Annotated in this window: 12 protein-coding genes; 7 read left to right on the top strand and 5 right to left on the bottom strand. The window is 71.3% G+C overall.

The annotated features are described in order from the left end of the window. Positions 1–37: 37 nt before the first annotated feature. Complete coding sequence (locus tag D7X96_RS19500; protein ID WP_120551326.1) at positions 38–508, bottom strand: FBP domain-containing protein; 471 nt, start codon at positions 506–508, stop codon at positions 38–40. A 137-nt stretch (positions 509–645) separates the two neighbouring features. Between D7X96_RS19500 and D7X96_RS19495 the strand changes: the two genes are divergently transcribed. From D7X96_RS19495 to trxA, 3 genes are all read left to right on the top strand, one after another. After that, complete coding sequence (locus D7X96_RS19495) at positions 646–1,638, top strand: Ig-like domain-containing protein (RefSeq protein WP_147468348.1); 993 nt, start codon at positions 646–648, stop codon at positions 1,636–1,638. Between the two features lie 45 nt (positions 1,639–1,683). Beyond that, positions 1,684–2,598: a LysR family transcriptional regulator gene (locus tag D7X96_RS19490; protein WP_121770407.1), complete on the top strand. Its 915-nt coding sequence runs from the start codon at positions 1,684–1,686 to the stop codon at positions 2,596–2,598. A 106-nt stretch (positions 2,599–2,704) separates the two neighbouring features. Then, positions 2,705–3,031 carry a thioredoxin gene (gene trxA / locus D7X96_RS19485; RefSeq protein ID WP_120549629.1) on the top strand — a complete coding sequence of 109 codons (327 nt, stop codon included), beginning with the start codon at positions 2,705–2,707 and terminating at the stop codon, positions 3,029–3,031. Positions 3,032–3,034: 3 nt separating this feature from the next. Here the strand turns inward: trxA and D7X96_RS19480 are convergent, their stop codons facing one another. Genes D7X96_RS19480 through D7X96_RS41510 form a run of 3 tightly spaced genes read right to left on the bottom strand, consistent with a single transcriptional unit; the run spans position 3,035 to position 6,514 of the window. Beyond that, a complete protein-coding gene (locus D7X96_RS19480) occupies positions 3,035–4,861 on the bottom strand; it encodes a GNAT family N-acetyltransferase (RefSeq protein WP_121770406.1) in 1,827 nt (608 codons plus the stop codon). 10 nt (positions 4,862–4,871) lie between these two features. Beyond that, a complete protein-coding gene (locus D7X96_RS19475; protein WP_199747278.1) occupies positions 4,872–5,453 on the bottom strand; it encodes a redoxin domain-containing protein in 582 nt (193 codons plus the stop codon). Beyond that, on the bottom strand, positions 5,450–6,514 hold the full coding sequence (locus D7X96_RS41510; RefSeq protein WP_121770405.1) for a CFI-box-CTERM domain-containing protein: 1,065 nt from the start codon (positions 6,512–6,514) through the stop codon (positions 5,450–5,452). The genes D7X96_RS19475 and D7X96_RS41510 overlap by 4 nt, the downstream gene beginning before the upstream one ends. 113 nt (positions 6,515–6,627) lie before the next feature. On the opposite strand from D7X96_RS41510, the gene D7X96_RS19465 reads away from it, so the two are divergent. From D7X96_RS19465 to D7X96_RS19455, 3 genes are all read left to right on the top strand, one after another. Then, entirely contained in the window at positions 6,628–6,915 is a 288-nt protein-coding gene (locus D7X96_RS19465; RefSeq protein ID WP_120549632.1) for a hypothetical protein, read from the top strand. Between the two features lie 126 nt (positions 6,916–7,041). After that, entirely contained in the window at positions 7,042–8,277 is a 1,236-nt protein-coding gene (locus tag D7X96_RS19460; protein ID WP_121770404.1) for a S1C family serine protease, read from the top strand. Between the two features lie 151 nt (positions 8,278–8,428). Next, positions 8,429–8,701, top strand: coding sequence for a vegetative protein (locus D7X96_RS19455; RefSeq protein WP_120549634.1), 273 nt, complete (start codon positions 8,429–8,431; stop codon positions 8,699–8,701). 37 nt (positions 8,702–8,738) lie between these two features. Here the strand turns inward: D7X96_RS19455 and D7X96_RS19450 are convergent, their stop codons facing one another. Further along, complete coding sequence (locus D7X96_RS19450; protein WP_120549635.1) at positions 8,739–9,479, bottom strand: RNA methyltransferase; 741 nt, start codon at positions 9,477–9,479, stop codon at positions 8,739–8,741. A gap of 51 nt (positions 9,480–9,530) precedes the next feature. On the opposite strand from D7X96_RS19450, the gene D7X96_RS19445 reads away from it, so the two are divergent. Next, on the top strand, positions 9,531–10,121 hold the full coding sequence (locus tag D7X96_RS19445; protein WP_120549636.1) for a hypothetical protein: 591 nt from the start codon (positions 9,531–9,533) through the stop codon (positions 10,119–10,121). Positions 10,122–10,155: the final 34 nt, after the last annotated feature.

The raw sequence follows: 10,155 nt of genomic DNA, 5'->3' as shown, positions 1-10,155 counted from the left end.
CGCGAAGGAGCGCGGGCCCTCACGAGGGCCCGCCTCCTCAGGCGTCCGAGTCCGGCTCCAGGCCCAGCGCCTCGCTCGCGAAGCGCGCCATGCGCTCCATCAGCCGCGCCTTTTCGTCCAGGGCGCTGCGGCCGGACCGGTCCGCCAGGGCCTCCAACCGTTCACCGCAGCGCAGGTCCAGGCACACGTTCACGCCTACCCGGCGCTTCGAGTCGACATCCGTGGTGAGCAGACCGACCTCCGCCTCGGTGGGTGACATGCACCAGTCACACAGCTTGGGCGCCAGGGTCGGGTCTCCCTGCTGATCCCTCCGGAAGGCGATGCCCGTGGGGGTCTTGCTCCCGGGGGCGGTGAACACGAGGAAGACACGCACCCCGTACGGATCCACCCACGACAGGTAGTCCCGGATGAAGAGCGGGAGCTGGGTGCCCCTGGGAAGCTCGACGTACTTGCGATCCCTGGAGCGGAAGGCCTTCTGCAACTCTTTCTCTGACTCGATTCGAAACATGGCGGTTCTTTTCTTGGACTGCCTTCAAGACCATCCAGAACGTGCGTCAGCCTGATTTTGTCCAACCCCCCCGGACACTGGGTTGAAATCGTCACCGGATGCCAGCTTGGAGGGCACTCGAACTCAGAGGACCCCCCATGCACGTTCCCCCGCGGCTCCGGCTGATGACCCTGCTTTGCCTGGGGTCTGGAGTGATGGCCTGTGGCGATGATGCCTCCCCCATTCCCACCCCCAACACGCCGCCCACCCTCACGGGCCCCAGTGTGCAGGCCTCGAGTGTGACGTCCGGCACGCCCGTTCCGACGACGTTGGAGGCCTCGGATGCTGACGGGGATTTACTCACCTACACCTGGACGCAGGAGCCCGCCGCCCCAGCGGGCACCTTCGACGACCCCTCCGCGTCCCAGCCCTCGTGGACCGCGCCGGACGTGGACAGCGCCCGGAGCTTCACGCTGAAGGTGACGGTGAGTGACGGCAGGGGTGGCACCGCCGAGGGCGCCATCGACGTCTCCGTGCGCAAGACCAACCAGCCTCCCATCGTGAGCGCGACCGTCTCCGCGCCCACGTCGCTGGTGGCCGGAGCGACGGGCACCTTCACCCTCACCGCGAGCGACCCGGACGGGGATCCGCTGACCTACGCGTGGACGCAGGTCACTCCCGGCGCCCGGGGCACCTGGGTGGGCGGTACGAATGGCGCGAGCGCGCAGTGGTACTCGCCCGCCGTGGCCGCGCAGACCGACTTCACCTTCTCCGTGAGCGTCACGGACGGCGTGGGCCCGCCCGTGGTGCGGACCCTCACCCTGCCCGTGTCGGTGCCCCGCTACGGCGCGGACATCCAGACCCTGTGGAGCTCCGCGCAGTGCACGGGCTGCCACGGCAAGGCCGGCAACCTGAGCCTCGCGGCGGCCACCAGCCACGCGAGCCTGGTCAACGTCACCGCCAAGGCGTGCGGCGGCACGCTCCAGCGCGTCACTCCCGGAGACCCGGACCACTCGGCGCTCATCCGGAAGATGGAGGGCAAGGACTGTGGGGACCGGATGCCCGCGGACAAGCCGGAGTATTTCGACCAGCATCCGGGCCTGAACGTCCTGGTCCGCTCGTGGATCCTCGCGGGCGCGGCCAACGACTGACGGCGGGCTCGCGCGCGCTCCGGCCGGGGCATAGGCTCCCCGTCCGTGGCCGCGAACCCGCCCCTCTTGGACGACATGGTCCTCTTCGCGGAGGTGGTGGCGACCGCCAGCATCACCTCCGCGGCGGAGCGCCTGGGCCTGCGCAAGTCCACGGTGAGCCGCAGGCTGGCCGCCCTGGAGGAGCGCCTGGGCATCCGGCTGCTCGAGCGCAACACGCGCCGCTTGCGCCTCACGGAAGCGGGCCGCGAGTACCACGCGCACTGCGCGCGGCTGGTCGCCGAGGCCCGCGAGGTGAACGCGGCGCTGAGCGAGTCGCGCGGCACGCCCCAGGGCACGCTGCGCATCGCCACCCTGTCGCTGTTGGGCGAGCTGCTCACGCCCGTCATCGCGGAGCTGCTCTTGCACGAGCCCCGGCTGCGCGTGGAGGTGTCACTCGCGCAGACGCACGTGGACCTCATCGCGGAGGACTACGACCTGGCGCTGCGCACCGGGCCGCTCGCGGATTCATCGCTGGTGGCGCGCAGGCTGGGGCGCGTGCGCACGGGCTACTACGCCAGCCCCCACTACCTCAGCCGCCACGGCACGCCCCGCACGCCCGAAGCGCTGACGGCCCACGAGTGCATCCTCCTGGCCGAGTCCGGCACCGACGAGGTGTGGTTCTTCGGCGAGGGACGCAGCGCGCGCACCGTGCCGGTGACGGGCCGCCTGCGCGTGCCGAGCGAGCGCGCGGGACAGGCGGCGGCGCGCGCGGGGCTGGGCATCGTGCGGCTCGCGGCCTCGCTGGTGGCGGACGACGTGCGCGCGGGGTTGCTCCTCCCCGTGCTGGAGGCGGACACGCCCCCGGGCCTGCCCATCTACGCCGTCTACCCCAGCAGCCGGCAGCTGCCCCTCAAGGTGCGGACCTTCCTCCAGCTGCTGTCCGCGCGCGGCGCCGCGCTCCCGTGGGAAGAGGGCTCCTGACGGAACAATGCGTCCCGCCCGGGGCGCTCGTCCCCGCCGCCGCACGCGGTTACATCCCCTGGGCACGAGGCGCGGACTTCGCGCCCTTCACACAGGGGATGGGCCCATGGCTGGCGACGTCATCGAGCTGGGAGACGCGGAGTTCCAACGCGAGGTGCTGGAGTCGAAGGAGCCGGTGCTGGTGGACTTCACCGCCACCTGGTGCCCGCCGTGCCGGGTCATCGCCCCGGTCATCGACGCGCTGGCCACCGAATACAAAGGCCGGATGAAGATGGCCAAGCTCAACGTGGACGACCACCCGGCCACGCCCGAGCAGTACGGCATCCGCGCCATGCCCACCCTGCTCTTCTTCAAGGGTGGGAAGGTGGTGAAGCAGGTCGTGGGCGCCGTGCCGAGAGCGAAGCTGGAGGAGGCCGTGCGCCAGGTGCTCTGACGCTCAGCCCACGCCACCGGACGGCGTCCAGTTGCCCAGGCGCGACTCCATGAAGCGCCGGGTCGCGCTGAGCGCCGCTTCGATGCCGTCCGCGCGCGAGCCGCCGCCCCACGCCACCTCCGGTGAGCCGCCGCCCTTGCCCTCGACGCAAGGCGCTGCCTGGGCCATGAGTTCGCCCGCGTCCATGCCCACGCTGCGAAGCGCGTCGCTCGCGATGGTGGCCAGCACCACCTTGTCGCCGCGCGTGGCGAGGAGAACCACGCCCACGATTCCGGCCAGCTCCCGCCGCAGCGCCTCCACCAGCGCCTTGAGGTGAGGGGCCGCGACCTCGCCCAGGTTCGCGGCGATGAGCGTCGTGTAACCCCAGCGCGTCGCGTCCTGGAGCAGCTGACGGGCCTGGACCTCGGGGGACACGGCCTGCTCGGGCTTGCGGCGCGCCTCCCGCTCCAGCCGCGTCAGCCGCTCGCGAAGGGCCACCACGCGCGGCATGGGCTGCGGCCAGTTGTGCAGGGTCTGCGACAGCGGCGACAGCGCGCGCAGCCGGGCCTCACCCTCCAGCCGGGCCGCGGACTCCAGTTGCGCCTCCAGCGCGTCCACCTGCTCACGCATTGCCCGGGCCGCTTCGCGCGGTGTCTGGCCCGTGGGCGGTGTGAAGGGCAGCGTCAGCGGACCGAAGCCGACGGCGGCGTCGCCATCAATCTTCTTCAGCATGGCGTTCGCGGCCGGCCGCACCCCGCCGTTCACGTAGCGCTGCAGCGTGCGCCACGCGTACTGCCGGAAGCCGGACAGGTGCTTCACGTAATAGGCCGTCCAGCGGGGCACCGGCTGCGAGCCGCGCAGGCTCTTGAACGGATCCGCGCCCGGCCCCAGCTCGATGGTGAGCCCCACCTCCAGCGCGTCCTGCATCAGCCGGTGCACGAGCCCCCGGTACAGGCCCAGGTCCTGCGGCAGCGACAGGTCGTAGCCGAACAGCGGGGACCAGACCGTGTCGTCGCTGACGTGCGTGGCGTAGAAGCCGTCCACGCGTCCATCCTTCACCGCGAGCCAGTACTGGAAGATGCCCTCGCGCAGCGTCCACGCGAAGAACTCCTCCGTGAAGTCGAGCGTGGAGTGGTACTTGTCCGCGTTGAGTGACCGGTACAGCTCCCGCAGCCGGGGCGCGCAGTCCGGCAGCTCCCGTCCGTCCACGATGCGGTAGCCCGCGGCCTCCAGGAGCCGCCCGTCGCGGCGCCGGTTCTCACGCACCTGCCGGCTGACGTCCTGCGTGGGCAACGTCATGCGCGTGTGAGAGCCGTACAGAAAGCCGTAGTCCCGCGCGGCCAGCGTGTTGAGCAGGGGCGACGCGTTCGCCGGGTTGATGGCGGGGAACACGATGGCGTGGCCGGGGAACCGCTCCACCAGGAAGGCCGTAAGGCGCTCCACCTGCGCTTCATCCAGGCTCACGCTCAGGTTGCGCAGCACCAGCCAGTGGTCCACGTAGACGGCCTTGTCGATGCGCGCCGCCTTCAGCATGGACCCCAGCGTGCGCATGGCCCCGCGCATCACCACCGCGCGCGCCGCGCCGTACGCCTCCGCCGTCACCGCCTGCACCGGCAGGCCGATGTAGCGCACCCACAGCGAGTGCAGCGGCGAGTTACCGTACTCCGCTTCGTTGATGGCCAGCGGGATGCGCAGGTCGTCCATCGCGACCAGGCGCAGGGTGGTGCGGTCGGAGAGGAAGGCGGTGCTGCCGCGCTTCATCACCGGGACGAAGTAGTCGCGTGCGAGCCGCGCCTGCGGCGTCTCCGGCCAGGAGCACGCGTCGACCGTGTCCGCGTCGTAGAGGGTCATGCCCTCCAGTCTAACGCTTGAGCGCGCGCTCGATGCGGCGGCGAAGGCCGTCCTCGGACAGCATGCCGCGCTGCGCGTCGATGACCTTCCCGTCCCGATCCAGGAAGTAGAGCGTGGGCAGCGCATTCACCTGGAAGGCGCGCGCCACGTCGTCGTCCGCGTACACCACGTAGGGGCGCAGCTCCGGCTGGAAGCGCTGGAGGAAGTAGTCCACCTCCTGCGGCGCCGTCGGGCCGTCGTCCCGGCTGGCCGCCACGAAGACGAGCCCCTGGGACTCGTACTCCTTGGCCAGCTTCACCAGGGAGGGCATCTCCTCGCGGCAGGGCGGGCACCACGTCGCCCAGAAGTCGAGCATCACCACCCGACCCTTCAGGTCCGACAGCGCCAGCGAGCCACCCTCGTGCTTCGTCAGCTGGAAGGTCGGCGGCGACACTCCGTCAGGCACCAGCCGCGCCCGCTGCGCCTCGCGCACGCCCAGGAACGCCAGCGCGGCCAGCCCCAGCACCGCCACCACCGCCAGCGCCGTCTTGGCCTTGTCCCCGCGCGCGCCCGGCGGCGGCGTCCCTTCCGTCCCAGCAGCCTGCTGTGTCATCCGCGTTCCTTCCGTGTCAGGCGGCCGTGCACCCGCGTCAGGGCCCAGCGCACTCCGGCCCGCACTCGAGGCCGGCGCACCACCCAGGCCGCCAGCGGAGGGCCCCAATGATAGTAGCCGTCGATGAACCCCTGACCGAGCCGGCTCTTCCTGAGCACGTCGTCACGGAAGGCCCGGAAGGCCACCAGCTCCGGCGCGCCCTCGCCAAACGCCGCCGTCGCCACGAAGCACGTCGACGCGGGGCTCACCCACATCAGCTTGCCGTTGGTGAGGTTCACCACGACCTTCAGCTCGCGCTGCTCCGTGTAGAGGAAGGCCAACAGGTCGCGCCGGGCCGCCGGGAACTCCTGCCCGCCGGCCTCCTCGAAGTCGATGCGCGTGGTGACGGCGCCGCCCACTTCGTCCACCGTGAAGCGGTAGCGCTTGGAGCTGCGCCGGTGCTCCACCTCCAGCCCCTTCAGCTCTCCGAAGTAGGCCAGGAAGGGCACCCGGCACGCCGGGCAGACGAAGCGGTGGTAGGCGTGCGTCGGGATGAACGCGTAGTCCCCCATGCGCTTGCAGCCCGTGTTGGGGCACACGAGCTTCACCGTCGCCTGGGCCGCGTTGCGAGGGTCGTAGCGCGACAGGCCCGTGCCCTTGTCGAACACCGGCGGCGGCCGCGAGGGCTGCCCCACCATCTGACGCGTGGGGTGCGCGGCGCGCTCCAGCTCCTGGGCCTTGCGCCACGCCAGCTCCGCCGCCTCCAGCCGGCCGTCCGCGGTGTGCACCAGCGCCTCCGCGTGCGCGCGCAGGGCCGCCACCAGCCGGTCCACCAGCGGAGACACCGCCGGCTCCCGCGCCACCGCGAAGGCCTCCGCCAGCACCCGCTCCATCTCCGGCAAGAGGGCCTGGGCCGCCTTGCGGGACGGGTCCTCCGCCCGCCGGTACACCGGGGGCTCCGGCAGTTTCGCGAACAACGCCGAGGCGGAGGCCCGCACGCGCTCCAGCGCCGCGTCCCCCCGCCCCACGTCCAATCCCGCCGCCCGCGTCTGGGCGGCCCTGATGAGTTCTTCGGGCTGCAAGCCCGTGGACCTTAAGGGCCCCAACGCCCCCTGTCAGCGACTCCGGAAGCGACAGTCAGGAAACTCGCCATCGGCTCCGGGGCGATGTAAGACGACGTAGGAGGATGTGAATCATGGGCGTGTTGAAGTTCCTGGTCTGGACGACCTGCGCGGTGGGTCTGGGCGTCTTCCTGGCGCGGGGCAACGTGAACGGCCGGACCCCGCTGGACCACATGGAGCGCACCTGGAAGCGCACCGTGAACCCTTCCACCCTGGACAAGGTGAAGGGCGGCGTGGAGGACGTGGTGGACAGCGCGAAGGGCGCCGTGTCCCAGAAGTCCGCCAACGCGGCGGGCCCGCGCGAGCGCATCACCGCCGAGGACCGGGCGGCGGTGAACGACATCATCTCCAAGAAGCGTTAGGCGGCGCGTCAGGTGGCTGCCCGCGGGGCCGGTTGCTGATCGCCGGCCTGCCCCTTCCGCCCGCCCCACCCCGTGCCTAGGTTGCGCCGGGGCATTGGGTTGGACGGTGGTGGGAAGGCGGGGCCCATGGGTTGGAAGTGGTTCGGGGGCGGCATCACGGGGGCAATGCTGGCGTGCGCGCTGGGAACAGCGGCGAGCGCCGAGGCCCGGACGCCCAGCAAGCTGTGGATGGAGGCGCAGAACCGCGCCATCTCCCGGCAGCACTCGAACATCAGTGAAGTGGCCCGCAAGGCCATGCCCGCCGTGGTGTCCATCACCACGCGCCAGGACCTCGCGGAGGTGGCCCCCGGCGAGGAGCCCCAGCGCGGCATCGGCTCCGGGTTCATCATCCATCCGGACGGCTACATCCTCACCAGCGCGCACGTGGTGGACGGGGCCTCGGAGGTCACCATCTCCATCCGCAGCGCCAACGGCTACGTGGAGGAGTTCCCCGCCACCGTCGTGGGCGAGGACGAGCGCACCGACTGCGCGCTCCTCAAGGTGGACGCGCCCCGGAAGCTGCCGGTGCTCAAGCTCGCGTCCGCGTCCCACGTGGGCATCGCGGACTGGGTGGTCGTCATCGGCAACCCGTTCGGGCTGGCGCACTCCGTGACGGTGGGCGTGGTGAGCTACGTGGGCCGCACGGACGTGACGCCCAACGGCCGCGACGGCGACTTCGACTACCTGCAGATGGACGCCTCCATCAACCCGGGCAACTCCGGCGGGCCCGTGCTGGATTTGCACGGCGACGTGGTGGCGGTGGCCAACGCCGTCAACGTGTCCGGCCAGGGCATCGGGTTCGCCATCCCCATCGACATCGCGAAGACGGTGATTCCGCAGTTGAAGACGCACGGCCGCATGCGCCGGGGGTGGATGGGCATCAGCGTGCAGGACTTCTCCCCGGAGGTGGCGCAGGCCTTCAACCTGAACCCCCGTGGGAAGGGCGTGGTGGTGACGGACGTGGTGGAGGACGGCCCGGCGGCCCGCGCGGGCCTGCGCACCGGGGACGTCATCCTGAACATGGACCGGCTGTCCGTGGAGCGGGCGCACACGCTGCGCTGGCAGGTGGCCGCGCGCGGCGTGGGTCAGCGCGTCCGGCTCCACCTGCGCCGGCTGGGCCGCCCCATGACCCTGAAGGTGAAGCTGGAGGACCTGCCCCCGGTGGAGTCACCGCCGTCCACGCTGGCCTCGGGTGGGACGCCAGGCGAGCAGACGGCCGGGGCCCGCTCCGTCCTGGAGGAGCTGCTCTCCCCGGTACCGCGCACCCAGTCCAGCCGGTCCGGAGGTATTCCCAAGGCGGATGAGGGCCTGGGCGCCCCCTGACGGAAGGGGCCTCCAGGGCCCAAGCGGGCTTCCAGCCTCCTTGCGTTCCGCGAAACCCGGCGATACACCGTGCGCCTTCACATCGTGGCGGATCCACCCACAGGTGACGCCGCGGGTTTCTCAAGCATCGTTTCGCAGGAGAGTCCGTACCATGGCCGAGGCCACCCAGACGACGAAGCTCACCCATTGGCCGCGCACCGCCAAGGGCGGCGGCAAGAAGACCTGCACGGTGGAGGGCTGCAAGCGCCCCTACCGCGCCAAGAACTACTGCTTCTTCCACTTCAAGAAGTGGCGCCAGGGCGAGCTGCCCCACACGCGCTACCGCGTGTGCTCCAAGCCGGAGTGCCGCGCCAAGGTGGGCCCCAAGGCCGGCCTGTGCGAGAAGCACTTCGCCGAGACCTACAAGAAGGACGCGGCGGCTTAAGTCGCCCCGCGGGTCCGCGTGGCGCCGGCCCCCCGCCTCAACCGCGGGAGGTCCCCGGCGCCACCGCGCGGCCCAGGTGCTTGAAGGCGTTGAGCCACAGCTCCGCCTCGCGCTGGGTCAGCCGCGCACGCATCAACGTCCGCTCCAGCTCATGCAGCACGTGCTCCGGCGCCTGCGGGTTGAGGAAGTCCGCCGCCAGCATCGCCGCGCGCATGCGCCCGCTCAGCGCGTTGAGCGTCCCCAGCCGAGCGCCGGCCTCCTCCTCCTGAGGCAGCGCGGGCGCTGACGTGAGCCCCTGCCGGTGGCAGAGGTACAGGAGCACCGCGGAGGACTGCGCCAGGTTCATGGACGGCTGCACGTCCGACGTGGGGATGACGAGCAGGTCCTGGCAGTGGGTAAGGTCCTCGTCGGACAGCCCGCGCTGCTCGCCGCCGAACAACAGCGCCACCCTCCCCCGCGTGCTCTCCTCCGCCAGCCGCCGCGCCGCGTCCTCCGGCGTCAGCGGGGTGCGCTTCTCCACCTGGGTGCGAGACGTGGTGCCCACCACGTACACGCAGTCCTCCAGGGCCTCCTGGAGGGTGGGTGCCACGCGCATGCCCGCGAGGATGTGGCCGCCCTTCACGGCCATCTTCTCCGCCAGGCTGAAGTCCTCGACGAAGGGTTCCGAGACGACGAGCCGTTCAAAACCGAAGTTCGCCATGACCCGGCAGACAGCACCCAGGTTGTCGGGTGAACGGGTCTGATGAAGGACGACGGTCAGCTCCGCGCCAGGACGCATGCACCGGAGTTTAGCTGGTGGTGCGTCCGCGTGATCGGTATATTCCCGTTGATGCGTCGCTGGGTCCCTGGCCTGCTCCTGTCGCTGTCCCTGCTCACCACCGCGTGCGACGGCACGGGTGCGCCCGTGCGCTCCTCGCTCACGGCGCGGCAGGCGCTGAGCAGCTCGCCGGAGGTGGTGGAGTTCGAGGCCCCGGCCGTCCGCCTGGAGCTCTTCCGGGAGATTGCCCGCCAGTCGGAGCTCCAGGCCGGGCAGTCCGCGCAGGGCGTGGCGCTCTTCCCCATCATCCAGGGCAACGAGTTCGTCGCGGCGCCGGGCTTCGAGCCCCGCGCGGACCTGCTCCAGCCGCCGGACGCGGGCAGCGGCCTCCAGTTCGTCTTCGACGCGCGCACGGGTGACCGTTGGCCGGAAGACCGCAGGGAGAGCCTGCAGGGCCTGTCGGAGCGCGAGGCCGCGGAGCTGGTGGCGCGCACGCTCCTGGCGCTGTGGGGCATCCAGCCGGAGGGCGCGGTGCGGGTGGACCGGGCCGCGGGCGCGCCGTACGCGGTCGCCTACGTGGACGGCATCCTGCGGATCAACCCGGCGTTCCTCTATCTGGCAACGGCCTACGGTCCTGCTTCCATGGCGGCGGGCCTCCAGTAGAGTCGCGCGCCTCATGAGCTGGCCCCGCTCGGGC

Origin of the sequence: Corallococcus interemptor, assembly GCF_003668875.1 — a bacterium.
In the GTDB taxonomy this organism is placed as follows: Bacteria; Myxococcota; Myxococcia; order Myxococcales; family Myxococcaceae; genus Corallococcus; species Corallococcus interemptor.
This window is presented reverse-complemented; position numbering and strand designations above follow the sequence as displayed.

Bases quoted from the DNA above. Each gene is read 5' to 3' on its own strand.
- D7X96_RS19500 (WP_120551326.1), bottom strand. From the start codon at position 508: ATGTTTCGAATCGAGTCAGAGAAAGAGTTGCAGAAGGCCTTCCGCTCC.
- D7X96_RS19450 (WP_120549635.1), bottom strand. From the start codon at position 9,479: ATGCGTCCTGGCGCGGAGCTGACCGTCGTCCTTCATCAGACCCGTTCA.
- D7X96_RS19445 (WP_120549636.1), top strand. From the start codon at position 9,531: ATGCGTCGCTGGGTCCCTGGCCTGCTCCTGTCGCTGTCCCTGCTCACC.
- D7X96_RS19480 (WP_121770406.1), bottom strand. From the start codon at position 4,861: ATGACCCTCTACGACGCGGACACGGTCGACGCGTGCTCCTGGCCGGAG.
- D7X96_RS19460 (WP_121770404.1), top strand. From the start codon at position 7,042: ATGGGTTGGAAGTGGTTCGGGGGCGGCATCACGGGGGCAATGCTGGCG.
- D7X96_RS19465 (WP_120549632.1), top strand. From the start codon at position 6,628: ATGGGCGTGTTGAAGTTCCTGGTCTGGACGACCTGCGCGGTGGGTCTG.
- D7X96_RS19455 (WP_120549634.1), top strand. From the start codon at position 8,429: ATGGCCGAGGCCACCCAGACGACGAAGCTCACCCATTGGCCGCGCACC.
- trxA (WP_120549629.1), top strand. From the start codon at position 2,705: ATGGCTGGCGACGTCATCGAGCTGGGAGACGCGGAGTTCCAACGCGAG.
- D7X96_RS19495 (WP_147468348.1), top strand. From the start codon at position 646: ATGCACGTTCCCCCGCGGCTCCGGCTGATGACCCTGCTTTGCCTGGGG.
- D7X96_RS19475 (WP_199747278.1), bottom strand. From the start codon at position 5,453: ATGACACAGCAGGCTGCTGGGACGGAAGGGACGCCGCCGCCGGGCGCG.